The organism is Leptospira yasudae (assembly GCF_003545925.1).
Lineage (GTDB): Bacteria > Spirochaetota > Leptospiria > Leptospirales > Leptospiraceae > Leptospira > Leptospira yasudae.
In genome coordinates this window covers 563,713-589,757 of record NZ_QHCU01000003.1, presented here as the reverse complement: position 1 = coordinate 589,757, position 26,045 = coordinate 563,713, and the positions used below count along the sequence as shown (strand labels likewise).

General features: G+C 46.9%; 24 protein-coding genes and 1 pseudogene. 15 read left to right on the top strand and 10 right to left on the bottom strand.

The window, feature by feature from the left end:
* From DLM76_RS11575 to DLM76_RS11560, 4 genes are all read left to right on the top strand, one after another.
* Nucleotides 1-3,114, top strand: a 3,114-nt coding sequence (locus tag DLM76_RS11575; RefSeq protein ID WP_118965260.1) for an Ig-like domain-containing protein, incomplete at its 5' end; no start/stop codon positions are given.
* Nucleotides 3,115-3,422: 308 nt separating this feature from the next.
* On the top strand, nucleotides 3,423-4,016 hold the full coding sequence (locus tag DLM76_RS11570; protein WP_118955210.1) for a DUF4274 domain-containing protein: 594 nt from the start codon (nucleotides 3,423-3,425) through the stop codon (nucleotides 4,014-4,016).
* 96 nt (nucleotides 4,017-4,112) lie between these two features.
* On the top strand, nucleotides 4,113-4,610 hold the full coding sequence (locus DLM76_RS11565; protein ID WP_118965259.1) for a hypothetical protein: 498 nt from the start codon (nucleotides 4,113-4,115) through the stop codon (nucleotides 4,608-4,610).
* Nucleotides 4,607-5,059: a hypothetical protein gene (locus DLM76_RS11560; RefSeq protein WP_118965258.1), complete on the top strand. Its 453-nt coding sequence runs from the start codon at nucleotides 4,607-4,609 to the stop codon at nucleotides 5,057-5,059. Before DLM76_RS11565 ends, DLM76_RS11560 begins: the two co-directional genes overlap by 4 nt.
* Nucleotides 5,060-5,133: 74 nt before the next feature.
* Here the strand turns inward: DLM76_RS11560 and DLM76_RS11555 are convergent, their stop codons facing one another.
* Nucleotides 5,134-6,195, bottom strand: coding sequence for a saccharopine dehydrogenase family protein (locus DLM76_RS11555; RefSeq protein WP_118955213.1), 1,062 nt, complete (start codon nucleotides 6,193-6,195; stop codon nucleotides 5,134-5,136).
* Nucleotides 6,196-6,335: 140 nt separating this feature from the next.
* Between DLM76_RS11555 and DLM76_RS11550 the strand changes: the two genes are divergently transcribed.
* Together DLM76_RS11550 and DLM76_RS11545 are read left to right on the top strand one after the other, a co-directional pair.
* Nucleotides 6,336-6,851 (top strand): GNAT family N-acetyltransferase, encoded by a 516-nt coding sequence (locus DLM76_RS11550; RefSeq protein ID WP_118965257.1) that lies wholly within the window; start codon nucleotides 6,336-6,338, stop codon nucleotides 6,849-6,851.
* A gap of 240 nt (nucleotides 6,852-7,091) precedes the next feature.
* Nucleotides 7,092-8,420 (top strand): sterol desaturase family protein, encoded by a 1,329-nt coding sequence (locus DLM76_RS11545; protein ID WP_118955215.1) that lies wholly within the window; start codon nucleotides 7,092-7,094, stop codon nucleotides 8,418-8,420.
* On the opposite strand, the gene DLM76_RS21565 is transcribed toward DLM76_RS11545, so the two are convergent.
* The 3 genes from DLM76_RS21565 to DLM76_RS11530 form a co-directional block, all read right to left on the bottom strand.
* Nucleotides 8,417-9,157 (bottom strand): GNAT family N-acetyltransferase, encoded by a 741-nt coding sequence (locus DLM76_RS21565; RefSeq protein ID WP_158586034.1) that lies wholly within the window; start codon nucleotides 9,155-9,157, stop codon nucleotides 8,417-8,419. The genes DLM76_RS11545 and DLM76_RS21565 overlap by 4 nt on opposite strands.
* A 192-nt stretch (nucleotides 9,158-9,349) precedes the next feature.
* Complete coding sequence (locus DLM76_RS11535) at nucleotides 9,350-10,528, bottom strand: LIC_12337 family protein (RefSeq protein ID WP_118965291.1); 1,179 nt, start codon at nucleotides 10,526-10,528, stop codon at nucleotides 9,350-9,352.
* Nucleotides 10,529-10,539: 11 nt separating this feature from the next.
* Entirely contained in the window at nucleotides 10,540-10,740 is a 201-nt protein-coding gene (locus DLM76_RS11530; protein ID WP_118955216.1) for an LIC12338 family lipoprotein, read from the bottom strand.
* A 285-nt stretch (nucleotides 10,741-11,025) separates the two neighbouring features.
* Between DLM76_RS11530 and DLM76_RS11525 the strand changes: the two genes are divergently transcribed.
* The 5 genes from DLM76_RS11525 to DLM76_RS11505 all read left to right on the top strand — a co-directional run bounded on the left by DLM76_RS11525 (nucleotide 11,026) and on the right by DLM76_RS11505 (nucleotide 17,016).
* Nucleotides 11,026-11,637 (top strand): TIGR04282 family arsenosugar biosynthesis glycosyltransferase, encoded by a 612-nt coding sequence (locus DLM76_RS11525; RefSeq protein WP_118965255.1) that lies wholly within the window; start codon nucleotides 11,026-11,028, stop codon nucleotides 11,635-11,637.
* 105 nt (nucleotides 11,638-11,742) lie between these two features.
* Nucleotides 11,743-12,705: a hypothetical protein gene (locus DLM76_RS11520; RefSeq protein WP_118965254.1), complete on the top strand. Its 963-nt coding sequence runs from the start codon at nucleotides 11,743-11,745 to the stop codon at nucleotides 12,703-12,705.
* Between the two features lie 164 nt (nucleotides 12,706-12,869).
* Nucleotides 12,870-13,481: an ABC transporter substrate-binding protein gene (locus DLM76_RS11515; RefSeq protein WP_118955219.1), complete on the top strand. Its 612-nt coding sequence runs from the start codon at nucleotides 12,870-12,872 to the stop codon at nucleotides 13,479-13,481.
* A 6-nt stretch (nucleotides 13,482-13,487) separates the two neighbouring features.
* Nucleotides 13,488-16,436, top strand: coding sequence for an efflux RND transporter permease subunit (locus DLM76_RS11510; RefSeq protein WP_118965253.1), 2,949 nt, complete (start codon nucleotides 13,488-13,490; stop codon nucleotides 16,434-16,436).
* Nucleotide 16,437: 1 nt separating this feature from the next.
* Nucleotides 16,438-17,016, top strand: coding sequence for an MXAN_6521/LA_1396 family lipoprotein (locus DLM76_RS11505; protein ID WP_118965252.1), 579 nt, complete (start codon nucleotides 16,438-16,440; stop codon nucleotides 17,014-17,016).
* Between the two features lie 71 nt (nucleotides 17,017-17,087).
* Here the strand turns inward: DLM76_RS11505 and DLM76_RS11500 are convergent, their stop codons facing one another.
* On the bottom strand, nucleotides 17,088-17,516 hold the full coding sequence (locus DLM76_RS11500) for an LA_2478/LA_2722/LA_4182 family protein (RefSeq protein WP_118955222.1): 429 nt from the start codon (nucleotides 17,514-17,516) through the stop codon (nucleotides 17,088-17,090).
* Between the two features lie 109 nt (nucleotides 17,517-17,625).
* Nucleotides 17,626-18,585 (bottom strand): amidohydrolase family protein, encoded by a 960-nt coding sequence (locus DLM76_RS11495; RefSeq protein WP_118965251.1) that lies wholly within the window; start codon nucleotides 18,583-18,585, stop codon nucleotides 17,626-17,628.
* A 113-nt stretch (nucleotides 18,586-18,698) separates the two neighbouring features.
* Between DLM76_RS11495 and DLM76_RS11490 the strand changes: the two genes are divergently transcribed.
* Nucleotides 18,699-18,962, top strand: a complete 264-nt coding sequence (locus DLM76_RS11490; protein WP_118965250.1) for a DUF1145 domain-containing protein — start codon at nucleotides 18,699-18,701, stop codon at nucleotides 18,960-18,962.
* A 136-nt stretch (nucleotides 18,963-19,098) separates the two neighbouring features.
* Here the strand turns inward: DLM76_RS11490 and DLM76_RS11485 are convergent, their stop codons facing one another.
* The 3 genes from DLM76_RS11485 to DLM76_RS11475 all read right to left on the bottom strand — a co-directional run bounded on the left by DLM76_RS11485 (nucleotide 19,099) and on the right by DLM76_RS11475 (nucleotide 22,625).
* The gene (locus DLM76_RS11485) at nucleotides 19,099-20,739 is read right to left on the bottom strand and encodes an LA_3751/LA_3752 family putative glycosyltransferase (RefSeq protein WP_118965249.1); all 1,641 of its coding nucleotides are present in this window, start codon (nucleotides 20,737-20,739) and stop codon (nucleotides 19,099-19,101) included.
* A gap of 3 nt (nucleotides 20,740-20,742) precedes the next feature.
* Nucleotides 20,743-21,552: a glycosyltransferase family 2 protein gene (locus DLM76_RS11480; protein WP_118965248.1), complete on the bottom strand. Its 810-nt coding sequence runs from the start codon at nucleotides 21,550-21,552 to the stop codon at nucleotides 20,743-20,745.
* Nucleotides 21,553-21,713: 161 nt separating this feature from the next.
* Complete coding sequence (locus DLM76_RS11475; RefSeq protein ID WP_425528955.1) at nucleotides 21,714-22,625, bottom strand: NAD(P)H-dependent flavin oxidoreductase; 912 nt, start codon at nucleotides 22,623-22,625, stop codon at nucleotides 21,714-21,716.
* 83 nt (nucleotides 22,626-22,708) lie between these two features.
* Between DLM76_RS11475 and DLM76_RS11470 the strand changes: the two genes are divergently transcribed.
* Entirely contained in the window at nucleotides 22,709-23,014 is a 306-nt protein-coding gene (locus tag DLM76_RS11470) for a putative quinol monooxygenase (RefSeq protein ID WP_118955227.1), read from the top strand.
* On the opposite strand, the pseudogene DLM76_RS11465 reads toward DLM76_RS11470, so the two are convergent.
* Nucleotides 22,956-24,270 (bottom strand): annotated as a pseudogene (locus DLM76_RS11465) (adenylate/guanylate cyclase domain-containing protein). The gene DLM76_RS11470 and the pseudogene DLM76_RS11465 sit on opposite strands and share 59 nt — an antisense overlap.
* A gap of 109 nt (nucleotides 24,271-24,379) precedes the next feature.
* Here DLM76_RS11465 and DLM76_RS11460 point away from each other — a divergent pair.
* Nucleotides 24,380-24,799, top strand: a complete 420-nt coding sequence (locus DLM76_RS11460; RefSeq protein ID WP_118955228.1) for an Rrf2 family transcriptional regulator — start codon at nucleotides 24,380-24,382, stop codon at nucleotides 24,797-24,799.
* Between the two features lie 205 nt (nucleotides 24,800-25,004).
* Nucleotides 25,005-25,997 carry a S1C family serine protease gene (locus DLM76_RS11455; protein WP_118965247.1) on the top strand — a complete coding sequence of 331 codons (993 nt, stop codon included), beginning with the start codon at nucleotides 25,005-25,007 and terminating at the stop codon, nucleotides 25,995-25,997.
* The last annotated feature ends 48 nt before the right edge of the window (nucleotides 25,998-26,045 follow it).

The window sequence follows — 26,045 nt, the reverse complement described above, 5'->3', positions numbered from 1 at the left end:
TTCGACCCTACTCCGGCTCTTGCGTATAACACGACGTATACGGCTTCCCTTACGACCACAGTCAAAGACCTTGCGGGAAATTCGATTCTTGCTCCGTATACCTGGACCTTTACGACGGGCTTAGCGCCGGATACGACTGCTCCGACGGTCTCTTTTGTCAGCCCGTCTAACGCAGCCACCGGCGTTCCTGTAAACAGTTCCTTGAGCATTGCATTCAGCGAAGCCATCGATTGCGCTACGATCACAACCGCCAACATTACGTTGAGCGACGGAAGTGCGATCGCGGGAACGGTCGGTTGCGGAGGTCCTGCGGCTACGTTTACTCCGACGGCGACGCTTGCTTACGGAACTGCTTACACCGCCACGATTACGACTGCGGTCAAAGACGTAGCCGGAAATTCTCTCACTGCACCTTATACCTGGACCTTTAGCACCAGCGCTGCTCCGGATTCCACCGCACCGACAGTTTCGTTAGTGACTCCGGCAAATACATTGACAGGAGTAGGAATCAACACGAATGTCAGCGCGGTTTTCAGCGAACCGATGAACTGTGCTACGATTACGACCGCAAGTTTTACGTTAAACGGTGGCGCCGCCGTTCCGGGAAGCGTTACCTGTGCGGGAACATCTGCGACCTTCGACCCTACTCCGGCTCTTGCGTATAACACGACGTATACGGCTTCCCTTACGACCACAGTCAAAGACCTTGCGGGAAATTCGATTCTTGCTCCGTATACCTGGACATTTACAACGGGCTTAGCGCCGGATACGACTGCTCCGACGGTCTCTTTTGTCAGCCCGTCTAACGCAGCCACCGGCGTTCCTGTAAACAGTTCCTTGAGCATTGCATTCAGCGAAGCCATCGATTGTGCTACGATCACAACCGCCAACATCACATTGAGCGATGGAAGTGCGATCGCGGGAACGGTCGGTTGTTCCGGAACCGTTGCTACGTTCGACCCGACCCCAACCTTAGCATTTTCTACGACCTATACGGCTACGGTTTCCACTGCGGTCAAAGACGTGGCGGGGAATTCTTTAGCAGCCGCATATTCCTGGACGTTTACTACGGGTGTTGCGCCGGATACAACGGCTCCTACAGTGTCTCTTGTATCTCCTTTACACGGAAGCACAGGAGTCGCGACGAACGCGAATATTTCCGTTTCCTTTAATGAGACTATGGACTGTCCAACGCTCAATACGGCTTCGTTTACTTTAAATAACGGTGTGGCGGTTGTAGGTACGGTCACTTGCTCGGGCACAACCGCAACCTTTTCACCGACCGCTTTTCTTCCGGCAGGGACCATGCATACCGCAAGTATCTCGATCGCTGCAAAAGACATTGCCGGAAATCCACTTACCGCAGCGTTTAACTGGAGTTTTACAACGGGCGCGGCCTTGGATGTTACGGCTCCGGGTTTAGTCATCGGAAACGCCAGAAATAACACTGTACTTGAAAGTGGGTTTGTTTCGGGAACAGCGACAGACGGGGGATCGATTGCGCTGGTGGAGGTTTCTTTAGACGGCGGTCCTTTTGCAGCCGCAATCGGAACCAATAACTGGAAACTTCAACTTCCGACTGGAGCTGCAACATGGAGAACAAATTCCGTTCACACAATTCAAGCAAGAGCTACGGATGCGGCAAATAACGTAACGGTTTCGCCGCTTGTAACCGTTCGCAAAGGGGTGAATAAGGATATCAACGGAGACGGGTTTACGGATTTAGTCGCTCCCGAGTATGGACAAGGCTTAGTGTTTCTTTTCTATTCTTCAGGGGCGGCAGGAATTACGATCGCTAACGCGCAATTTGCAAGCAAGATTATTATCGGAACTGCCGCATCCTGGTTTGGAAAAACCGCTACTATGGGAGATTTAAATGGAGATGGTTACGCGGACGTGGTCATCGGAGCGCCGAGATTTCAGAGTGCGGGTACGAATAATGGCCGTGTCTTTATCTTCTATTCATCAGGAACAGCAGGTATAACGACTTCCTTCTCGGCTTTCGCAAATAGTACGATCACCGGTACAAATGCGACAAACGATCAATTTGGGGATTCTTTAGCTACTGGAGATATGAACGGAGACGGATATTGGGATTTAATTGTAGGTGCTCCGAGCTATAACGCTTCCCGAGGTCGAATCTATGTATTCCATTCGGCTGGCGGAGCAGGAATTCCAGGAGCTGCTGTGACCGCCGGTGGTGGCGGTGCTTCCTCCTTCAGAACAGGAGGAGCAGCAAACGAGCGGTTCGGATATTCTTTAGCGGCGGGAAATATCAACGGTGGGAACGAGGATGATCTCGCAGTCGGGGCTCCCGGTTATATATTCAACGCCGCTTACGCCGGAGGAGGTATAAATTGGGGAAGAATTTATATTTACTACGGTTCCGGCGCAGGTTTGACAGCCGCTGTGAATACGCTGACCAACAACACAGGAGATGCACCTGCTGCCGTAGGAGTTCCTGGAGGAGCCGCCCAGCTCGGATATGCGGTTGCATTGGGTGATTTTAACATGGATGGCTTTCTCGACGTAGTTGGGGGAGCACCCTTCTTCATTCAAGTCGGAAATCCGAACGTAAACCAACAAGGTAGAATCGTAGTTTTTAACTCTGCCGGAGGAGCAGGAATCGGAAACTCAACGATTGGAGGAGCAATTCGAGTCATAACAGGAATGAACGCAATTAACGGACAGTTCTTGGGACTTTCCATTGCCGCTCGCGATATGGATTTGGATGGAAGAGCAGATATCATTATTGCTTCCGCATTCCCCGGACCCAATACTGTATACGTATATTTGACCCCTGCCGCTGGCGGGGCGACTCGGGATACTACGATGGCAGATGTCACCATGGTTACCGGAGCCTTGTTCGGAATCAATTCGATGATCAACGGCCCCGGAATTCCTTTGACGACAAGTGATGTCAACGGAGACGGTTTACCCGATATGTTAATCAATGGATCGGAAGCGGTTCGTATCTATCATTCCGTAGGCGGTGCAACTCCAATTACGAATCTACCTGCCGGTGCAAACAACGTAATCTTCGGTTCAGGTTTATTTGGAGGGATCGGAGGAGCCGCCTCAAATTCGAACGAGTTCGGCTCCGCATTGTATTGATTGACGCCGGCATTTTACCTGCGTCAAATCGATCCCGTTCTGAATCCTGTTCTTGGAATATGATTTTCCGAGAACAGGAGTTTTCTTTAGATTCACTCCGAAATCCTCCGCATAAATTCTCCAAAGAATAATTCATATTTAGAATATTCCATTCTACTTAATTATTTCAAACCATTGAACGTATTCGCAAATCGTCCAGAATCGTCTTATACAACGCAAATTATCTACTGAAAAGAAAAAGGAAATTCTTCTGCGAAAATCCTCCAACACAAACATCACGATTGCATTCGCGCAAAGAGGAGTAAAACATGAAACACCTTCCGATTTCCCTGGACAGACTTGCGTTTATCGAAGCCTACTTTTCCAGTTCGGCTTTCGGTCCGATCCGAAGAAAGAATTTCGAAGAACTGAAAAACCCCTTCGAACTTCATTATGCTTTGCTCAAATACGATTGGGAGGGCGGGATGCAATTCGTTCGATGGGTCGCGGAAAGTTCGATCTGCGATTTAGGCACGGCGCTCGCGATCTATTGGAAGATGAGTCCCTCATTTTATATGCAGTTTGAAAACGAATCCGAAGCGTCTCTCAAAGGAGAAAACGTAAAAGAAAATTTCATCTTTCTGAAAGAACTTGAAAATCGAATTTTTGCGGAAGACTTTCAAACCCAGGAAATCCAATACGAACCTGCCAAGGATGAAACCAACGACTTTGCGTTTTTGGACGAAGTGATCGGAGGAAAATGGAAAGTCGCCGAACGACTGAAAAAACCGAGCAAAGGAAGAACTTTTCCGCAATTCGAATCCTACGAAGAAATTTATACAACGGAAGAATTCAGGTCCTTCTTTCAAAAATACGAACAGGAAGAACGAAGCGCCTATTTCACCGAGACTTCGTACGCCTAACACAAAAACGATTCGGATCTTTCGGGAAAGGTCCGAATCCATCGTAAAATAAGTAAAAAACAGGACCGCTTTCTGTTATTTCTAAAAGAACCGCCTATGGAATTCACCTACTCTCTCACCAAACAGCAGCAAAAGAAAAATTATCTCTTCGGTTACTACAACCGGCCGATTCTTTGGTTTCAAAGAAGATTCACCGGACCGCTTCTGCTTCTCATTGCAGGGCTGGAATACGCTCTTATGGAAGACTCGGCGTATCGACTCGGTTTCACGTTCTTTTTCGGATTTTTAGGATTCTATCATATTCTTAGGCCGTATTTATTTTTAAAACGAATCCGGTTCGAGGATTTGCAGGGAACGGTTCGAATCGATTCAAACGGACTCTCGATCGTGGACGAAAAAGGAGAACTCCGTTTGCAACCGAAAGACGTCTTAAAAATCATCCCCAAAAAACATTACGTTTTTCTAAAGGCCCACGTTTATTCGGTCGTTTACTTTTTGCTCGATCGATACGGTTTCGACTCGGAGGAAAATGCGAACCGATTCCTAACCGAACTGGATCGTTTTCTCAAAAACGCGGAAACGAAAGAGAAGTGAAATCGCATACGACGGTTCTTCTTCCTCAAACGATAAAATCCATTTCGGAAGAATTGAAATCCGTTTTGTTCAAACACAAACTCGACGAGGACAAGATCGATTCAACGCGAATCAAATGGTGGGACTATTGGTTTTTTCCGGATCGGGACTGGCTGGAACCGAACGAATCGATCTGGAACGACCCGGAACTTCAAAAGGAATTCTCCGAAGAGCCTGTCGACGTTTTGTATAACTCTTGTTTCACCCGAAATCTTCCCGATTCGTATTACACTTCGGGCATGATTCTTCCAAACGGTTCTTGGATCGGGCTTGAGGATTGGGGATGGAGAATGTTGAGGGAACCGTCCCGGTCTAACGACGAAGCCGCAAAACAATGGACTTTACAACTGCGCGGTATTTTAAAAGAAAATCCGAACACAATTTGCGTGCGGATCATAACCCACTCGTGAACGGAGAGAAATTCCTTTTCTTTAGACCTGTCTTTGAAAAACCGAAAGAATCATCGTGTGTCGCCATTCCGCTGTTAGGCTAAGATCTTGGTTCCGGGAATTTCTAAAACGAACTTGGAGCCGAACGCCTTGGCGGGAGTGGTGAACCCCGCTTGAACCTTTCCATTTTCCACTTTGGCAACGGCGGCTAACGCGGATTCGACGGTAAACTCGTATCCTTCCGCGCATCGCATCCGGATCGAAACCTTTTTCGAACTAGCCTCGGTCCAAGCCTCGCCCCACAAAAGCACCGCGCCTTTTTTTCTTTTTTCATCGCCGGGGCCGCTGACGGTCACTTCGACGAGTTTCTGCATTCCTTTTAGGATCAACGAATTCTTTAAAAAGAACGTGGTCGGCTGGAGCAGTTTCAAAATTTTAGCTTGAGAAGCCGGTAAAGATGAGTAAACCGTAATATTCGGAATTCCTGTTGAAATAAACGCTGTAAAAACGTCCCCCCAAGGAATCGCGAAAAACTCCGCGTAACTTCCGCTGATCTCCACGACCTTTTTCAAACTCAACTGAGGAATCGTTTCGATCTTTCCGTTTCTTCTCACCTTGCTTCCGTACGGGAGTTGAGCGAGCGCGCTCTTCAGAGTTCCTCTCGAAATGTCCGTAAACCCGGAAAAACCGAGTTCCAAAAAATGCGCCTTGGGAAGTTTTTCCTTCAACATCACCGCAAGACAATCGGTGGGAACGATGTCGAACCCGACTCCGGGAAGAAGCATTACTTTTTTCGCGAGCGCTTTGGAAGAAAGAGAATGAAGTTTTTCATAAACGGGAATTTCTCCCGTAATATCCAGATAATGAACGCCCGATTCGATACAAGCGTTCGCCATCGGAACCGCGGTCTCGATAAAAGGACCGGCGCAGTGTAAGACCAAGAAACAATCGGCGATTTGACTTCGAATCTCTTCCGCAGTTTCAAGCGTAAAGATTCGGAACGGCAAATTCAATTCTTCGGCGAGAAGGCGGATCTTCGCTTCGTTTCTTCCGGCGAGGATCGGCTTTTGTCCGCGTTCCACCGCCTTTCTTGCGATCAATTCTCCCGTGTAGCCGTTCGCTCCGTAAAGAAGCCAGTTCTTTTTCTTAGCCGCCATAAAGACCAGATTTTTGCGAAACGGAAGAATTCGTCAAGTGATGACAGAAATTTCCAAAGACATCTTCCGTAGAAGTGAATTGACTTTGAAACGTTTTTGTCTTACTTTCTTTTGGAGTTTCTCCTCTTCGATCGTCCCTTATGAATCAGATGAATCTTCGATTGGAACCTATCTCCGAATCGCACGCGCCTTCTCTTGCGGTTCATGCGAATTCCGAAAACGTATTCTTAGGTTTACGCGGAGCGTTTCCCTTCCCGTATCAACTTTCGGACGCTCTCGATTTTATTCGCGCTTGTTTGAGGGATTCCCGATCGAGGACGTTCGCGATCGTATTCGAAGAGAACGCGATCGGAATCATCACTCTGATCTTTAAGGACGACGTTTATCGGTTCAACGGAGAAATCGGTTATTGGATCGGCGAAAAATTCTGGAATCGGGGAATCGTTACTCGAGCGATCTCATACATTCTAAATATTGCATATACGGAACATAGATTGCACCGGATCTATGCGGAGGTGTTTTCCAACCGACCCGCTTCGGCTAGAGCTTTGGAAAAAAACGGATTCGTATTGGACGGAACGAGCAAGGAAGCCGTGTTTAAGAACGGAACCTTTTTAGACCAGTGGATCTATTCGCGTTTGCGCGACCGAACCTGAGAATCCGACTCGTTTCTTCTTTCATAATTTTCATTCCTCCCATTCGAACAATCGTTCACATCGGACAAACTTGCGCGAACAAGAGATCCAAATGTTACACGACATCCGGATTTCAAATTTGCATATTTCATAACGTTTGTAATGAAAAAGAATCCCTTTCTGAACGGCGTTTTTGTTTTTGAATTGACCAAGGAAGAATTCGAAGAATAAACTAAAACCAGAACTTATTTGGGCGGCTCTATGGAAATCAATCTCGTCACGATCGCAATTCCCTTTTTCTTTTTGCTGATCTTCCTGGAAATGGCTTTTTCCGCGTATCACAAACGTAAACTCTATCGGTTGAACGATTCGATCAACGACCTCTCTGCGGGAACCGCGAGCGAAGTGGTGGGTGTTTTTAAGAAAACCTTTACCATGTTCGCTTATATTTTAATCTATGAGAAGTTTCGAATTTTCAATCTTCCTTCTTGGCCGAGCGAAGCTCTTTCCATCGTTCCGGCGGGAACCCTGGGATTAAGTTCTTTAACCTGGGCTTGGATTCTCGTCGTAGGAGTTTGGGTTCTTTGTTTTATCGGTTACGATTTGGCGTATTACTGGAATCATCGCTTGAGTCATGAAGTAAACTTTCTTTGGGCGGGACACGTTGTTCATCATCAAAGCGAAGAATACAATCTTACCGTCGCTCTTCGTCAGGCGAGTTTTCACAGCATCTTCACATGGGTTTTTTATCTTCCTCTCGCATTGATCGGTTTTTCTCCGATCGTTATGATTTTGAACGGTCAACTCAACCTGATCTATCAATTCTGGATTCATACGAAGGCGATCGGCAAACTTCCCCGTTGGTTCGAAGCGATCTTCAACACTCCTTCTCACCATAGAGTTCACCACGGAATCAATCCGAAATACATCGATAAGAATCACGGCGGAACCTTGATCGTGTTCGACAAATGGTTCGGGACCTTCGAACCGGAATCCGAAGAACCGGTTTACGGAACCGTAAAACCTCTGCAGAGTTTCAATCCGATCTGGGCCAACCTCCACTACTGGTGGGAAATGATCGAACTCGCTTGGCGTTGTCCTCGTTGGTCCGATAAGTTTAAGGTTTTCTTCGCCGTACCGGGCTGGAGGCCGCAGGAACTCGGCGGACAATATCCGATCCCCGAAGTTTCGGCAAAAACATTCCATAAATATGATATTCAAATTCCGAAAGGAATGAGTCTCTACTCTCTAGTTTGGTTCGTCATTACCGTGGCGCTCGCGTTCGGAATGCTGGTTAAAGTGAATTCACTTTCCATGTTCAATATCAGCGTTATCAGCGCCGTCACCCTTCTATCCCTGCTTACGTTAGGCGGAATTCTGGAAAGAAAACGTTGGGCTCTTTTTACGGAACCTCTGCGTTTGGCGGTTTTAGTTGCGGGAGCTTACGCTCTTTCGGGAGAAATGAACGTCACTTTGGGAACCTTGGCTCTCAGCGTGATTTCTTCGGTTTGGTTTTTGAGCTACAGAAGTTTCTTCGCTTCCGTCCAGGAAATCAACCCGGTTCAGGAAATTCTCCGAAGAACCGCTTAAATATCATGACGGAACCATACGTTCGGTTCCGTATATTCTCCTGAATTCCTTTCCCGGTCGATGACGACCGGGACCAATCCGCCCGGAATCGCAAATTTACCCGACTCCGGAAATTTCATCCCCGTCCAAGTTTCCCAATCCGAAATCGTTCCCTGAATGTGCATCGAGTTGGATTCGATTCGAATCTTTTTGCCTCCGGCCTTTTCATGCACTCGAACCCAAGGATCTTCGCTAGTACCGTCCTCTCTTTTTCGCTCTAGATATTCTTCCATCGATAGAAAGGGGAACTTCTCCTTTTGATTGGGTCGAACACAAGCGAACAATCGAGAAATTCCGTGCGCACCCGCGTTCTTTTTGAGCTGAGCGAGAATGAGATGGGACAACCCTCCTCCCTGAAATTCCTTCGCGATTTCTATGGACCACGCGCTGGCCGCGTTACAAATCTTCTTTTCCTTCCAATCGCTTACGCTCTTTAAAATCGCGGCGTCCCATCCCTTCGGCAACCCATCCGGAGTTCCATCCCATTCGAAAGGGAGAATCTTTCCTGTCCCCACGACTCGATTCTCCTGCGTAAAGCAGATACAATGTAGATGAGCGAATTCTTTTACAATGAAAGTATAATATTCCTTTCCGACCGGGTCCTGATTTAAAAACGTCGGCCATACGTCGAGTTCAAAGTCGGATTCGGTAAAACCGGAACGGATGGATTCTTGAAACGTTAAAAAACGAAATTCCATGTTTCGATTCCAACGGCGCGGGAGAATGTTGAAAGCAAAAAAAAACCTCCGAAACTCGGAGGCTTTTTAAAGAAAGGCGTTGTCTTGTGCGGTTTACGAAACTCCGAAACTGCTTTCGGATCCGAACGCGCGCTCGAACGCATCATTCACAATCGATACGCATTCGAATTTGCATCGAACGCATTTACGACATCAAGGAACGCTTGCGAAAGAGATCGTAATCGCGTCTATATACGCCTTCGTCAGAGTATCCCAACTCGAACCGGCAGGGCTCGTGGTTGCAGTGGATTTTCCAACGGTTCCGACTCGGTCATACAATGCGTCCACGCGAGACGCTTGAACAAAGTCCGCAGGGATCGCGCTCGCAGCAACGCCTTCGGAGATAAAACCGTTGAAGTTGAACAAACCGTATGTCGGCGTAAAGTTTACGAACGCATTCACGGTCGTATTGCAAGTGATCGCTTGTCCTGCGGTGATCGCGCCTTGTTCCAAACCGCCCTTTGCGGTCACGTTCAAACTGCCGTCCAGTTTTTGGCTGTACGCAAGTTTGTAGTATTCTCTACCGGCGCCGGGACAAAGTCCTTGATTGGCTGCATATCCAAGCGCCTGAGTTCCCTGATTGATCGGCACAAGATTCGTCGTCCCGTTGAAACTCACGACCGACTTGAAACAAAACACGGTGCGGTTGTCCATCTCTTCTAAAATTACCCTTCCCGTATCCACGTCCTGCCCAAGAGCGTCCGAACCCAAAGTTCCTTTCCAAGAATATGTTTGAATCAAACCTTGATTCGGAAATCCAGTAATCACGGGTTGAACCACATAACTTTCAATCAAAGCGGTTGCCCCGGCCCAACGAGTCGGATCCAGTCTGCTCAACTGATACAAAAGCACCGCCCCATCTCCGGAAGCCGACCTCGGATCATCGTCAAAAAAGAATTGAAGTGCAGGTTGATTATCGGAGGAAGAACGAAGTTCGAAGAAGTTCGTATACGAAGCCGCCGCTGAAAGAGTGGACGGTTGATACGAAACGTTTCCTGAATTCAATTTCAGACGAAGCGTGTATAAATTTCCGTTGAAGTTTTGATTTGCGAGAGTGATGTTCGCGGTCGTTCCTGCGGGGAAAACTCTGCGGATCGCGAAGATCAAATCGTCCATAAACAAAGAGTTTCCGCGGGCCCAGGTTGCGGACTGACGCACAAATCCCCAGCTGTCCGCGCTTGCGCGAAGCGGCTCGAGTAATTCCAAACGAACGGGAAATGGTTTCGGAGAATCCTCTCTTACGAAAAAAGGAACTCGGTCGCTGCGGAAGCTAAGTCCCAAACCTAAAAAAACGAGAATCGCAAATGCGAAAAGAATCCATGACTTCTTCATTTTGATTTTCCTCATTGAGCGATTCCTTTCGGAACGATGATAAAAAAGCCGGTCTTACTCTGTTCCACATAGGGTTGAGTCGCCAACCAAAGAAGAATTGCGTTGTTGGTATCGTCGTTGTTTTCCTTCTTCTTACAGGCTCCGATAAAAAGAGCGCTGAAGAGGACGATCGCAAGAATTCCGGCGGAAAGAATGTTGCGGAAAATTTTCATACACTTCCTCCCTCATGACTGAGGCTTTACTAGTTTCAACATCCGATCGAATCGGTTTTTTCAACTCGATCGAATTTCTCTTTACAGCCGATTCCCTTACTCGAATTTACGTCTACGGTAAGTCTACGCTGTTCAGAATCCGATTTCAAGGAATCGGATCCTTATAAAATATCGGAATTAAAACTCTGGTCAACTAGGATTCTCATTCAGTGAGGAACACCATTGCTTACTAATTATAAGGAATTCGGTTTCTCTTTATAAGAGGCTAATAAACTAAACATACGCATGGATAACAGAGAAACTCTCATTCTTTTTTTAAGAAATCCCGTAGTCGGCCAGGTGAAAACGAGATTGGCCGCAGGACTCGGAAACGAAGCTGCGCTGAACGTCTACGAGCAGCTCGTCGAAATCACGCAAAAGCAAGTCGCGGGTTTAGATCTTCCCGTTCGATTGTATTTCGATTCGATTCCGGAATTCGTATCCGGTAAATGGGGAAATCAAGTCAGCGCGCATCTTCAATCGGGAGAGGATTTAGGATTCCGAATGTCCAACGCCTTTTCCGAAACGTTCTCGCAGGGAGCGACAAAGGCGGTCATCATCGGAAGCGATTGCCCCGATCTCGAAACCAAACATATCCGCGAAGCATTCTCTGCTCTGGATCAGTCCGACGCGGTACTCGGCCCGGCCTTGGACGGGGGTTATTATCTTTTAGGACTTAAGTCGCATCTTCCGGAAATCTTTTACGAAGTTCCTTGGAGCACCGATCGAGTGTTTGCGGTTACATTAGAAAAATTGCAACTTTCAAGGAAGAACGTCTGGATTCTACCCAAGCTCGGCGACGTGGACGAACCGGAAGACTTAGGTCCGTACATTCGTTCCGGCAAAATCGTTCTTTAAAACGGACCTCTTTTTTTTCGTCTCCGGACGCGGAATTTAAACCGACTTGTCGTTCCACATCGATTAAAAGGTTTTCATTTCGGGAGCGTCGGCGAGAATTCGTCCATGCGATTTTTTCGGAACCTGCCGATCCTTGTCTCGATTCTTCTGTTGGCAAACGCGTCGATCTCCGCGCAGGCAAACTCGGAACGAATCGGTTCCGAAGCTTCGGACGCGTATCTCAAACTCAAGAACGTCAAGTTCCGTCTGGAAGATAAGATCTACTTCACGGTCAATCATCTCACCGTTCAAGCTTCTTCCAATCGGAAGAATTCTCCCGTAAACTTCAACGATCCGGATTCCTTTCATCTCAATCTGTTTCAAGGAGACACCGAATTCGAGATCTCCGTTTTGGAATTTCTATTCAATGAAAACGTAAAGTCTTTCCCCGACTTTCCATTACGAAATTTGAAACTATCCACGATCGAAAAGGACGGCAAACGTAAGATCCGGATTTTGGGAGAATACAAACTCGTCTTCTGGGTGGACGTGGAAATGATCTGCGATCTCGAACTCGTGCCGAACAGTTCGATGCTGATTTTAAAATCGGAACGAATGAACGCAGCCGGAATTCCGGGCGCGGGAGATCTTTTATCAAGTCTCGGCGTGGGACTGAAGGAACTGCTTCCCATTCCGAAAGGAAGAGGTTTGGAAATCGTGGAAAAAAGTTTTCACATTCAATCCTTTCTTCTTTTACCTCCTCCGAGAATTCAAGGGACGATCAGCAGAATTTCTCTTTTGTCCGATCGGATCTTGGTTCGTTTCGATACGAACAATATTCCTCCTCTTCCGAGCCTGCAGTTTCAACCGGGATCTCCGAATCAGATCCGAATCTCCGGAGGAGAAATTCGAGTCGGTTCCGTTTCTCTCAAAAACACGAGTCTGCTTCTGATCGATCAGGATCCTTCGGACCTTCTCGATTTTCATATGAAGAATTTGCTCGTTCAACTTTCTTTCGGGAATCTGAATCTGAATTCCAAGGGAGATCTAAAGGTATTTCTTCCGGATTACGAGGATTTGAAAAAATAATAAATTCGATCCGACCCAGATTATAGAAAGACGCAAACGTCCGCAGCCCTTCGATTTAATTCCGTTGACGTCCCCCTATAGATTCGGAATGCTGTATGAAGGTTCCGACAATATCCGAACGGTATTCGCTTCGGTTCCCCAAATTATAACAACAGGTACGTGTTGTGAAAAAAATTATTTCCATTCTTTTTCTTTTATCTTCGGTAACCCCGTCCTTTCTTTTCGCGCAGACGACGGAAACGAATCCGACTCCTCCCGCAACGGAAAACGCGGCTCCAAACGAAGAAGCTCCTTCCGCGGAAGAACAAATCACTTCCACCGTGAAAAAGCTCATCGGTTTTATCCGCTACAAAAAGAACGATAAGGCGATCGCGATCATCAACGTTAAGCAGTTTACGAACCAGCTTTTAAAATCTTCCGGTAAAATCGCGGATGCGGACCGCAAAGAATTCGAAGACGCGATCCAAGAATTCATCATTCACCGCAGTTTTCCGATCGCTCATAAATACTTCGACAAGATCGACATCAACTATGAAAAACCGGTGATCAAAGGAGACAACGCGACCCTCGCTTCCTCCATCATCTGGAACGGCTCCGAAAGAATCACCTTCTCTTGGATTCTAATGAAGATCGACGGAACCTGGTTTGTCACCGACTTCTTAAGCGAAGGCAAATACGCTTCCGAAACGAACCGAGTAAAATCCGTGGAACCTTCCCTCAAGAAAAACGGAATGAAACAAACCATCGCTCTGATCAAAAAAGAAGCAAAGAATTAAACAGAAATGAGACAGCTTCTTTCCAGACTCACAGATTCCATTCTTTTAAACCCGATCCGCTCGTGCAGCGTCCTCGCCGTGTTTCTTCTTTTGTCCCTATGGCAGGCGTCCAAGCTCACGGTGAACAGCAACAACCTCGATCTTCTTCCGAAGGACAACCCTTCCGTCGTCAAGACGCAGAAGGTGATCGAGATGATCGGCGGGAACGGATTCTACATTCTCAGCATCAAGTTCAAAGATGAAAAAGGAATGACGGAACATCTCGTCAAAGCCTTTGCCGCCAAGAAAAAAGGCCAGCCGGAGATCGCCGAGAAAGAGCTGAAAGAAGCCGAAAAAGTAAAACAAAAAAACGTAGCGTATTACAAGGAACGCGAGAATGCGATCAAGAAGGCTTCGGACCTCTTAAACGAAAGACTTCTGAAAGAAAAAGATTACGTTCAATACATTTCCTATCGTTACAACGTTTCGTTTTTACAAGACAGACTTCCCCTCTTCCTCAAAACGGAAGACTTAGTCGAAGTCCGCAAACGGGTCAAACGGAAGATCGACGAAGAAGTCGAAAAAGCGAATCCGTTCTTCATCAAACTCAACGACGAGGAATACAACCCGGACTTCAACGACATCCTCGCCAAGTATCAGAAACTTGCAAAAAGGGATATATTCGACGAATATAATATTTCTCCCGATAAGGGAATGCTGATCTTTCTGATCAAACCGGCCGGTTCGTTTACGAACATCGAGTTCAACATCGCGCTCGATAAAAAGATCAAGGAAATCGTAGCAGAACTCGCTCTCGACAAAAAAGGAATTCAAGTCGGTTATACCGGAACGTATCGTCTTCACCTCGACGACTACGAAACCCTGATGGCCGCGTTGAAGCCGATCGCGATCGCATCCTTTATCGGTATCGCGATTCTTCTTTTGTTCTTTTTTAGAAATCCTCTTTTTATTCTTATTCTGCTCGTATCTCTTCTCTCGGGAATTTTATTCTCTTTCGGACTGACCACGATCGTAATCGGCCAGCTCAACTCGGTTACGAGCATCATCGCTTCGATTCTGATGGGACTCGGGATCGACTACGGAATCCAATTCTTATATCGTTTCCGCGAAGAATACACCCGCAAACAAGACATGCTTCGTTCGATCAAGGATACGATCTATCACACGGGGATCGCTTCGTTTATCTCCGCCTTGACGACCACGTCCGCATTCGTAGTTCTCGCCTTCTCCGAGTTTCGAGGTTTCAGCGAGTTCGGGATCATCGCGACCTACGGAATTTTGATCATCGCGGTTTCCATGTACGGAGTGACCGCGCTTCAGATCACGTTGTTGTTCCGTTTGTTTCCGTCTCTCAAAAGCAAGTTTTTGTTATCCGCAAAAGAACAGACGACTTCTCCGCTTCTCTACCGCTTTTATAAAAAACCCGGCCTTTTGACGTTAGTCGTTCTTGCGTTCGTCGTGGTGATTTCGTTCTTCAGTTTCACTCCCGGAATCCAGTTCAATTATAACGGACGGGATCTGATGGTGGACAACCTGGATTCGGTCAATCTCTACGACGAGATCGGAGATCGATTCGATATCAGTTCCGATCCGCAGGTCATCGTGGTCGATACTTTGGAAGAATCCGAAGCCGTGTTCGACTACATGACCCCGGTTCCGGACGAAATCGCGGGTTCGGTGGATCAGGTGGTTTCTCTTTGGAACTTCGTTCCTCCGAAAGGACAACAAAGAGCGAACTTAAAAATTCTTAAACAACTGCAGAGCGATATGAAACCCGTCAAAGCGGGATTCTTAAAACCGGAACAAAGAAAGTATCTTCCGGTTGTAAAAAAATATCTGAGCGTAAAGGAATACGACGTTTCCGCGGTTCCCGTTTACTTCAGTTCTCAGTTTAAGGAAGTAAAAGGTTCCAAAGAAAAAGGACATCTCGTATTCATCTATCCTAAGGTCGCGCTTTGGCACGGACAAAAACTTCTGAAGTTTTTTGACGCGGTGGGGGAATTGCATTATCCGAAATTGTCCAGAAGAGTCTTGAACACCCTTCTCTACAATGAAAACGGAAACGCCGCAACCGATCCGATCAAGGATAAATGGAGCGCGGGAGAAGAACGTCTCATCGTAAAAGCGTTGAACACGTATTCGGCGAACCAATTCAAAGACCTCGGTCTTTTGGATGGAACGATTTCCTTTATCTTAAAAACAAGACCGTTCTCTTCGTTGGAACAAGCGAGATCGCATCAATACGTTTCGAACACGGCGGGAAGTTTGATCCTGTTCGCGAATCTGATTAAGATCGTTCAAAGAGAGGGAGTCGCCGCCTTCCTCATCACATTGGTCTTGGTCGTAATCGTGTTGATCCTATTCTTCCGTGGAATCGTTCCCGCGCTGATCTCTCTCATTCCTCTGGTTCTCGGAATTTTCGTGACGCTCGGAATCATGGCCGCGTTCCGAATTCAGCTGAACTTTATGAACGTTCTCGTGTTCCCCGTGATCGTTGGATACGGAATCCAAAACGGAATCTATATCTACTATCGTTTCCGGGAGGATCACGACGTGGTTCGCGCCATGTCGATGGTGGGACCGGCGATCATCGCCTCCACGTTAACCACTCTTGTCGGATGGAGTTCCCTTTTGATCGCGGATCAAAAAGGTTTGAAGTCGATCGGAGTCGTTGCTTCCATAGGGATCGCATCTTCTTTAATCATCGCATTGAGCCTCGTCCCTGCGGTTTTGGAAATCGTATATCGCTCCCGCAAAGAAGAGGAAGAAGAATCCAAACCGATCGGCTTTAGCGAAGAAGATTCCGATTTTTCTTCGACAACGGATGGTTCGTTCGCATCGAAGACCGCGGATTCCGAACCCGCTGCTTCTTCGAAAAAAGCGGCTAAGAAGAAAACGGCTAAAGCCGCTGCGACAAAAAAAGCGTCTCCGAAAAAGAAAAAAGGAACCCATTAGAATGTTACGATATTCTTTTATACTCGTTTTAGTTTCGTTTGCGCTCGCGAACTGCACCGTAAAATACGTCAAGGCAGGTCCGGTTTGGGAAAAGGAACTGACCACGTTCAAAAGACTGGCCGTTTCCGTTCCCGTCGAAAGCGAGGCGGGAGTTTCCGAGAAAAAACTCGCGTCCAAAATCGCGGAGAACTACCTTTCTCACCATAAGGAATTTATCATCTATCCGTATCGTTCCGGTGCAGCTGTTTGCGGAGCTTCCGATAAGAAGGTTCAAGGAATTTTCCAGTTGAAAATCCGCGAAAAGGAAAGCGGCGACAAGGTGGAACTGAGCGCCCTTGCGAAAGTGATTCATTGTTCCAAAGGGGAAACTCTCTGGGAAGGATTGGCGGAGAATTCGTATTCTAAAAACACGGAAGAGAATCAATCCCTCATCAACACTTACACGCAGCTTTACGGAAAAGAAATCGCCGGCAAGGTGAACGCGTATTTCTTTTTACTCCAAAGCCTCTTGGATAAACTGGACAGCCCCGTTTTAACGGAAGAGGAAAAGGACGAAAAGATCGAGGTCGAAGCAAGATAAGAATTCTTCCTTTCGGAAATCACACGCGCGTTTTTATAACGTGCGTCGCGCCGCGATGGAATGAATTTGTTTTACTTGGAGGACGGAGAGGAAATCGTTTCGAGGAAGGTGTTGTATTCCACGCATTCCGGAATCTGATACGTTACGATCGAACCGCAATCGGCTCGCTCCACGCTTTTGATACAAAGCTCCGCTTCCAATTTCAGGTTATCACTGAGTTTTTTTAATACGATCGGTTCCGACTTATCGTAGTCGTAATTGAAATCGCTGTAACACTGCGCGTTATCGGGATAGGTTAAAGCCGCTTCCTTTCTCAGTTTGCCTTCGAGAGAAGCAAGATACGGTTCCTTACAACGGCTCATCTGCGAACAATAAGCATCGGCGACTTTCTTATAGACTTCCGCGGAAACGGACTGCGACACCGGATTTTTTTTTCCGCAATCGGCCGAGAGGATTCCCGCAAAAACGAGTCCGAAACTTACCGTAAAAATGCCGCGCATATAGAAAGAATAGAGATCGAACCCTCGTTGGCAAGTTTTTTCCTTACGCCGAACGGCCGCCGAAGCTCCGAATTCCCGTACGATAAAAATGACGATTTAGGACTTCGGATTAAATCTGGATTCCGAAAAGGCGGGCGCTGTTTTCCAGAAAGATCTTTCGTTTGGTCTCCGCGCTCAAGGAAGAATTCAATAAATTGCAGATCGGATGACTGAGCGCGTACGGAATGTTCGGAAAATCGGAACCGAAATGAACCCGATCCGGATACCGTTCCAGAATTTCGAGATACGGATCGGTCTTTTCACCCGTCGCCAAAAAATCCACGAAAACCATCGTGGTATCCAAACGAAGCTCTGGAAAAATTCCGAGAAGCTCCGTGTATTCCCAAACTTCCGAGGCTCCCATGTGTGCGACCACGACCTTCAGTTTCGGATAACGTTCGATAAAGGATTTAAAATATCGAATATTCGTATAAACACCCGGAAGCGGCGCGTCCCCCGAATGAATCACGAGGGGAACTCCCTTCGATTCAAGATACGAAAACGTGTCCGCAAGATCGGGCCTCGTCAGATCCAGCCGACCCACTTCGCAGTGAAGTTTAAAACCGCGAAAGCCGTATTCCTCCACGGCGCGTTTCGTATATTCCAGACAACCTTCTTCCGGAAAAAACGTTCCGAAAAGGATCACACCTTTCGTGTGTTGATGCGTTTCGAAGGTCCAGCGATTCAGACCTTCCGCCATTCTTTCCTTATGCGCGTAGTTGAGAGTCGTAAAATGATGAATTTTATTTTTCTTTAATGTCGTAATTCTTTGCGTTTCGTTTTCACGATACGCGATCTCCCAATGAACTCCGTCGAACCACTTCCAAATCCGCTTCATCACGTATTCTGGAAAAAAATGCGAATGAATGTCTATGATAAACGGAAGTCCGTATTTCTCCAATAAAGGAAGATGAGCGGGAGAATCGTCGTCCCGAAGCGGAGGAAGATTTTTCGGATTCTTCCAAGGAAAGGGAGAATGATCCGAGGCGGAGCGGTTCGAAGAAAGAATATGATGACAACAAGGAAGCATGTCTTCATTTTTCCGTTCGCAAAGGAAGAGTCAATCGATTGTCCTCTTTTTTCCTTGACTGATCGAATCGGGAAGGTTCAATAACGGAAATTTTTTTAGGAAAAACAAAGCTAATGAACCCTCTTTTACAAGCCGCAAAAATCGTATCCGCATTCTTCTGGATCGTCTTCGGAGCCGATCTATTCGGTTTTATTCAAATGGGAGAACCTCTGGACTTTTTGATCAAGGTAGTCGGATTCGGAACTCTCGCCGTGCATTTGATGGAGATCGCTTATTTCTGGCTAACCTTCAAACATAAATCGACTAACCCGGCGTTAGACGCTCTGCAGATTCTCGCCTTCGGAGTATTTCACATGATTCCTCTCCGAAACAAATAAACCTGACAGTAGGCGCGGAAATTAAGAACGGCCCGAACCGATCGAGCCGTTTTTATAAAAGGATCGTTTCCGATCGTTTTACGAACCGCCTCTCAAATTCGCGACCTGTATTCGAATGCTGAAATCAAGAGGATGACTAATTCTTTTTATCAGAATTTAAAACGTAACGTTCCAGAACGAAACCCTCCACGATCTTCCTTTCCTGCAAAGCGTATCGAGTTGAACGAATCTCATACTTCGTATTGATCCATTCATCGTAAAAATCCTGAGGCGCATTGATGTCCTTAGGCGGCGTTAAACCGAAATAGAAAACCTGAATCCCAGGCACGCCATTCGAGTCAAGAATCGACTCCAATCCCTTCCAGGAAGTCTCATCTTTTGCAACAAAGTGAGGTTTGTCCAAATAGGAAGTCGAAACCAAAAACATATCGAAAAGACTTTTATGAACGACCGGAAAATCGGGATACGAACTCCATTCCTTCTGGAGAATCTCATGGTGTTTTTTTACGAAGTCGACGACTTGAATATTCTTACGGGTATGAAACAGACAAAAGAGAATCTGAAGTACGCATAATACATAAACTGCGTAGTGCGGACGGCTTCTTCCGGAATTCTGAACGGTATGAATTGCAATTCCAATTAACAAAGTAAAACAATAATACGAAATCTCGGTAAAGCGCAGGCCCGCATACAAACCGCCCGGATTGTAAGGACTGAAGGTTTGGACCAAAAGCATTCCTAAAATTCCGGTCAATAAAAGAATGGAATATGCTCTTCCCTGATCGGATTCTTTTCTGCGCAAAAAGGAGAAGCCTATCACGGCTGCAATCATCGGCAGACAATAGGAGAACAATCCTACCTGAATCGAAGAACCGAAAAAATACCCCTTTAGCAATTCCAGTTTGGTCGCCGGATTCAACTTTAGAAAATCGGAATAGGACAGTTTGCTTCTGATCCCGAGTACGGCTCCGAACTCGTGATAATTGTAAAATGCAAAACAAGCACCCCCGATCAAAAACCCAACGATTAAAAAACGAAATCGTTTGAAAAGTTCGCGAAAGGAAGTTCTGAAAAATAGAATCGTTCCCAAACCGAGCGCAAAATAATAGAACACACTTTCCGAACGTAAAAACACCGCAAGGGAACCCGCAAATCCGTAAAGAACGGCGGTTATTGATTCTTCTCCCTGAAGCACGACCGCCAAGGCGGCATTCAAAAACAGCAAAAAGCACACGTTCGAAATTACGGTTTCCGAATATTCAAAACCCGAGTTTTGCGGATAGCCCGTAAGCGCGAGAATTCCGACGGCAAGACCGACCGGATTCGATACGCCGAACCGTTTTATGGAAATGCGAACCGTTAAAAACGCCGCTAAAAAATAAAACAAAAGAATCGCAAAATTCAGAAACCGATAGCCGGTCCATCGATACAAAAGCGCAAAACCTTGCGCCAAATAAGAAGGATATTGAAAACGACAAGTCCGATCGGATTTCACATCTTCGGTATAAACGACCCAAGGGTAATGAAACGGAAAGTATCGAAACTCTAAATCCCAGCGTCCTCCTTCGTAATAACAATCGTGATTGTTGATTCCATTTTTTGCATATTGGGCCGTTTGATAGACTTTGATCTGAGCGTCGGTTTGAATCAAAGGAGAAGTTCCCGAATCCCATTGAAACCGTTTCCATAGAAACAAGACAAGGATTGAAACGGTAAGAACAATCAGCCCAATTCGAACCGATTTCTTTAAACCGGCATTCCGAAAGAGTTTCTCCATTCGTTACAGCCAGTGGATTCCTTTAGGAATGTATTTTTCAGGAAGATCTTTTTTAAAAAAACTTTTCTTGGATTGAATCAGATTGAAATACAAAATATGACGCAGTGCAGCGACTCCGTCCTTCCAGGTGATTTTTTTCCCTTCCAAATAATTTCTCGGATAATACGAAATCGGAAATTCCTGAACGCGAATCTTGAGTCTCGCGATTTTCGCGGTGACTTCAGGTTCGAAACCGAAACGTTTCGATTCTAAGTTCACGTTTTTGATGATTTCGGATCGGAAGGCTTTATAACAGGTTTCCATATCGGTCAGATATAGACCGCTCATGAAGTTGGAAACAAACGTTAGGAAACGATTGACCATATAGTGAAACGTTCTGTGAACCTGTCTTCCGTCCTTTTTGAATCGGGAACCGAACACGACGTCGGCTTTTCCACGCATCAGAGGTTCGAGTAGCATAGGAACCTCGTCCATATCGTATTCAAAATCGGCGTCCTGAACGATCAGAAAGTTTCCTGTGGCGGCCTCGATCCCTCGTTGCAATGCCGCTCCTTTGCCCTGATTTTTTTCTTGCAGGAGAATCTGATGCGAAGAGCGAAAGCGAAAGGTTTGTAAAATGGAACGAGAATCGTCCTTAGAACAATCGTCAATGAACACGAGTTCTTTGTCGGTGGGTAATACGAGCGCGTCTACCTTGGTTAAGAATTCCTTCAAATGACCGGCTTCATTGTAGATCGGAATGATCAGAGAGGTTATATCGCTCTTTCTTTTGCTTTGAGTCGTAGCGTTTGATTTTTTCTTCGCGGATACCATGTTGTATAACATTTCGTAGAAAGAACGGAACTCGTCAACGGTTAAAAGACGGACCTTGCGTCTAAAACCTAAAGGATTCTCCCCTTGAACCCTTCCGTAAAATGCCCCGCATCGCCGCCGGACTCGAAAACCGGTTTTTTCAGCGGGGCATAATAAAAATATCAGCGCGGCAAACGCTTTAGAATATCTTGATATTCTTGAGCCATTCCCAGGACCACATCCTTTGCGGGAACCAACCCTTCGATCTGAGCGACGCCGTGACCGGCGGACCAAATGTCTTTCCAACGTTTGTATTCCTGATCTAAATTCTGCGATTCACCGCTGTGAGAAAGATCGCCCGCCTTCTCCACCGATTTCTTCAACCAGTTTGCGGGAATTCCCGAAATCTTCTCGGTATAAACGATTTCTTCGGGACCGGATTCGATGAGCATTTGTTTGTAGCCTTCGGACGCCATCGCCTCGGGTGTCGCGATCAAACGAGTTCCCACATAGACCGCGTCCGCATCCAACGCGAGAGCCGCGACCATTTGCGCGCCGCTTGAAATCGCACCCGCCGCGACGATGGGAAGACCGGTTTCTTTTTTAAGATACGGATACAAACTGAACGGAGAAATATTTCCCGCGTGACCGCCCGCGCCTTGTGCGACCGCGATCAAAGCGTCCGCTCCGGCCTTTGCGACGATGTTTGCGTGTTTCAAAGTGGTGACGTCGCAAAAAACTTTCGAGCCTACGCTCTTCGCTTCGCTGACGACGGTGCGCGGACTTCCCAAACTCGTGATTAAAAGTTCGACCTTTGCATCTAGAACGACCTCGAGCTGCTTCGACCAATTGGGGTTATGCGATTTATGAAGAATCAGGTTGACCCCGATCGGCTTCTTCGTTTTAGAACGGATCTCCTGCAAACCGTCCTTGAGTTGTTCCGGAGAACGATAATTGAGAGAAGGAAAACAACCGATTCCTCCCGCTTCGGAAACGGCGACGACCAGATCCGGATACGAGACTAAAAACATAGGAGCTCCGATAATCGGCAGATCGATTCCGAGCATTTCCGTAATTCGAGTATTCAATTTCATTCTGGGAATTCTTTGAATAACAGTTGTTTTAAGCAAGGAGGATTTTTCTTCCCAAAACGAAACGCGTACGAAATTCTGCAAACATGATCGTGATCCTGTCCTCGTATAAGGTTTTGGAAGAAAAGGTGGAAGAGTTTAAAAAGATCAGCCATGAGATGGCAAAGGAATCCCTCGATACGGAAGAAGGAGTTCTAAGACTCGACGTTCTGCAAGCCGACGGAGATCCCGGAAGATTCGTCTTTATGGAAGTCTACAAAAGCGAAGCCGCGAGAAAAAAACATCTCGAAACTCCTCAGTTCATTTCCTGGCGCAGAGCCGTGCCGGAATGGTTCAGCCAAGGAAGCACTTCGATCCAGTACAATCCGGTTCACATCGATCTTCTCGGATGAGCGTTTGTTCATCCCGCTAAGAAATACGTGGACACGATTCCTTTTCCTTTGATGTCCACTTCTCCTCGTTTTTCCAACTGAAAGAGAGGGGACGCGGCACGGTAGAATTCTTCCGTTACGTGAATCTTGCCCGGAATTCCGTGCGACTCCATCCGTGAAGCGAGATTGACCGAATCTCCCCAAAGATCGTAGATGAATTTTTTTCTTCCGATCACACCGGCAACGACCGGACCCGAATGAATTCCGATCCGAATGTTCAGATTCTCGCGGACCAGTTCCTCATTCGTATTCACTTCTTTTAATATATCCAAGGCGAGATTTCCGATTCTTTCGATATGATCTTCGCAGGGAATCGGAATTCCCGCGGCCGCCATGTATGCGTCTCCGATGGTTTTGATCTTCTCCACTCCCCTATGCTCCGCGAGTTCGTCGAGCCTGGAAAAAAATCGATCGAGAAGGCCCGCGAGTTCGTCCGGCGTTTTGCGCGCGGCAAGAAGAGTAAATCCCACGATGTCCGCGAATAGGATGGAACATTCGGAAAAGTATTCGGAGATTTGGGAATTCTCGTTTTTCAATCGATGGGCGATCGCGTCGGGAAGAATGTTACGCAGCAGAAGATCCGATTTTTCCTTCTCCTTTTCCAGATCCTTCGTCTGCGTATCGATCGTCTTTGCCTGCAAAAACAATTTACGAGTGGTCAACTCCAATGTGTAACCGGCGATCACCGCAAAAAACTCGGAAAACCATATTAGAAAACTATAAACCGCTTTGTTCTGGGAATCCAGACCGTCGTCGATCAGAAGACCGTATTGATACGCGCCCAAATAGGAGGAGGTGGCGATAAACGCGGGTAACGTGCGGATTCGCAAGACCAAAAACGCGTAATACGCGATGATGATCAGAATGGTAAGAAGAATCGCGTGTTGATTCCGGATAAACACGAAACCCACGTAAACCGCGACGAATCCAGCGCTCGTATTGCTGACGATCGAAACCGGAACCATGCTAAACCGAAATCGCTTTAACGTGGAAAGAAAAAGTCCCAAGCCGAAAACTGCGCTTCCTTCCAAAATCCAAAGGACCCGATGATCGCGTATGAGGAGAATATCGTAGAAAAGAAGAAAGACCGCGATATAACCGAACACCGCCGAGATCGCCCCGATTCGTACGAAAACGGCGATATGATCCCGAAGAAAGGATCTGAATTCTTTTTCCAGCGCCGGGTCCAAGAATCGAAGGATATAACTCTGAAACATCGGACGTATTCTTATGGTTTCGGAATCGGGAGCAAGTATTTTTGAAAGCCAGCTTTGACTTGACACGAATTCTCATCTTCTGTAGTCTGTAACTGAGAGCTTTACAGATATGACGAGTCGATTTACGGTCGCGATCCATATTCTTTCCTTGTTGTCTTTGGGAGAAGGGAAAACCAGAACCTCCGAAGAACTTGCGGAAAGCGTAAACACCAATCCCGTCGTGATCCGAAAGATTCTATCTCTGCTCAAAAACCAAGGAATCGTCCGAAACCAGATGGGACCGAACGGCGGTTATTATCTCGCTAAACCCGCGACGGAAATCAATCTGAAAGAAATCTACGAAGCCATCGACGAAAAGATCTTTCAGATGCATTCCAAATCCCCGAACAAAAAATGCATCTGCGGTCACGCGATCCAACCGATTCTGACCAAGGTCTACGACAAGGCGCAAAAGGTTCTCGAAGAAGAGCTCGGCAGCACGAACCTCGACTCCATCACCCGCGAAATTCTCAGCTTTTCCAAACGCTGATCCTGAAAGATCAAGTCCTTTCTGAACCGAAATCGTTTGTCGGAGGTACGACAAGCACAGGTTTCTTTCGCTTGACCACTTCCCGAATCGATCACGGAAACGTTCCGAGTCTGTTTCAAAAAAAAGATTTCGGTTCGTATTCGCAATTGTAACTTTTGCGGATACAAATAAAATCTCGACGGTCTAATACCTACCCGGAGGTTTTATGATTCAATGGGTTCAATCGGATTCGAAAGAATCCCGGTTTACGAATAAAAATACGAATCCTTCTCCGTCGAACGACGACGAGTTGATGGATGCCTATTCAAAAGCGGTCACGAGCGTTGTCGAAACCGTAAGTCCCGCCGTCGTTCATCTCAAAGTGAGCGGCAATCGAATGGGAGGTTCCGGCTCGGGCTTTTTGATTTCACCGGACGGCTTTATCGTAACCAATCAACACGTGGTAGAAAATTCGCAGGAAATCAGCGCGGAGTTTCCGGACGGACGCAGTCTCAAAGCGATGAAGATCGGAGAAGATCCGATGACGGACATCGCGGTTCTCAAAGTTACGAGCGATCAATTTCCTTACTTGAATTTTTCCGATCCAACCTCCGTGAAAGTGGGACAACTTGCGATCGCGATCGGAAATCCGCTGGGCTACGAATCCACGGTAACCGCCGGAGTCGTGAGCGCACTCGGAAGAAGTCTCCGTTCCCGTTCGGGAAGATTGATCGAAGACGTGATTCAAACCGACGCGGCTCTCAATCCCGGAAACTCGGGCGGTCCATTGGTCAACTCCAGAGGACAATTGATCGGAATCAACACCGCGATCATTCCTTCGGCACAAGGAATCTGCTTTGCCGTCGGATCGGGAACGGCCGAATACGTAATCACTCGATTGATGAAGAACGGCTTTGTCAAACGAGGATATCTCGGAATCGCGGGACAAAATCAATCCGTGCCGAATCGACTCAAGATCTTCAACAAACTCGAACAGAATTCGGGGGTTCTCGTCGTCGAGATAGAACAGTCCTCTCCGGCGGCGACAAGTCTATTAAGAAAAGGTGATATGATTTTGACCTTGAACGAACAGACGATCCGTTCGATCGACGACATGCACAGAACCCTGGACGAAAGCACGATCCGGAAGGAACTTCCGATCCGAGTATTGCGCGAAGGGTCGCTTAGAACATTTCGGATTAAAAGCGGGGAAATTTAAAGCGAAGACTCTGGCCGCGCCCGAACCGGCCGATCCATAAAAATCGGT

Coding starts and splice junctions, on each gene's coding strand:
- DLM76_RS11490 (WP_118965250.1), top strand. CDS start 18,699: ATGAACCCTCTTTTACAAGCCGCAAAAATCGTATCCGCATTCTTCTGG.
- DLM76_RS11535 (WP_118965291.1), bottom strand. CDS start 10,528: ATGAAGAAGTCATGGATTCTTTTCGCATTTGCGATTCTCGTTTTTTTA.
- DLM76_RS11495 (WP_118965251.1), bottom strand. CDS start 18,585: ATGCTTCCTTGTTGTCATCATATTCTTTCTTCGAACCGCTCCGCCTCG.
- DLM76_RS11510 (WP_118965253.1), top strand. CDS start 13,488: ATGAGACAGCTTCTTTCCAGACTCACAGATTCCATTCTTTTAAACCCG.
- DLM76_RS11530 (WP_118955216.1), bottom strand. CDS start 10,740: ATGAAAATTTTCCGCAACATTCTTTCCGCCGGAATTCTTGCGATCGTC.
- DLM76_RS11470 (WP_118955227.1), top strand. CDS start 22,709: ATGATCGTGATCCTGTCCTCGTATAAGGTTTTGGAAGAAAAGGTGGAA.
- DLM76_RS11545 (WP_118955215.1), top strand. CDS start 7,092: ATGGAAATCAATCTCGTCACGATCGCAATTCCCTTTTTCTTTTTGCTG.
- DLM76_RS11460 (WP_118955228.1), top strand. CDS start 24,380: ATGACGAGTCGATTTACGGTCGCGATCCATATTCTTTCCTTGTTGTCT.
- DLM76_RS11480 (WP_118965248.1), bottom strand. CDS start 21,552: ATGGTATCCGCGAAGAAAAAATCAAACGCTACGACTCAAAGCAAAAGA.
- DLM76_RS11520 (WP_118965254.1), top strand. CDS start 11,743: ATGCGATTTTTTCGGAACCTGCCGATCCTTGTCTCGATTCTTCTGTTG.
- DLM76_RS11565 (WP_118965259.1), top strand. CDS start 4,113: ATGGAATTCACCTACTCTCTCACCAAACAGCAGCAAAAGAAAAATTAT.
- DLM76_RS11570 (WP_118955210.1), top strand. CDS start 3,423: ATGAAACACCTTCCGATTTCCCTGGACAGACTTGCGTTTATCGAAGCC.
- DLM76_RS11505 (WP_118965252.1), top strand. CDS start 16,438: ATGTTACGATATTCTTTTATACTCGTTTTAGTTTCGTTTGCGCTCGCG.
- DLM76_RS21565 (WP_158586034.1), bottom strand. CDS start 9,157: ATGGAATTTCGTTTTTTAACGTTTCAAGAATCCATCCGTTCCGGTTTT.
- DLM76_RS11455 (WP_118965247.1), top strand. CDS start 25,005: ATGATTCAATGGGTTCAATCGGATTCGAAAGAATCCCGGTTTACGAAT.
- DLM76_RS11555 (WP_118955213.1), bottom strand. CDS start 6,195: ATGGCGGCTAAGAAAAAGAACTGGCTTCTTTACGGAGCGAACGGCTAC.
- DLM76_RS11485 (WP_118965249.1), bottom strand. CDS start 20,739: ATGGAGAAACTCTTTCGGAATGCCGGTTTAAAGAAATCGGTTCGAATT.
- DLM76_RS11550 (WP_118965257.1), top strand. CDS start 6,336: ATGAATCAGATGAATCTTCGATTGGAACCTATCTCCGAATCGCACGCG.
- DLM76_RS11525 (WP_118965255.1), top strand. CDS start 11,026: ATGGATAACAGAGAAACTCTCATTCTTTTTTTAAGAAATCCCGTAGTC.
- DLM76_RS11475 (WP_425528955.1), bottom strand. CDS start 22,625: ATGAAATTGAATACTCGAATTACGGAAATGCTCGGAATCGATCTGCCG.
- DLM76_RS11500 (WP_118955222.1), bottom strand. CDS start 17,516: ATGCGCGGCATTTTTACGGTAAGTTTCGGACTCGTTTTTGCGGGAATC.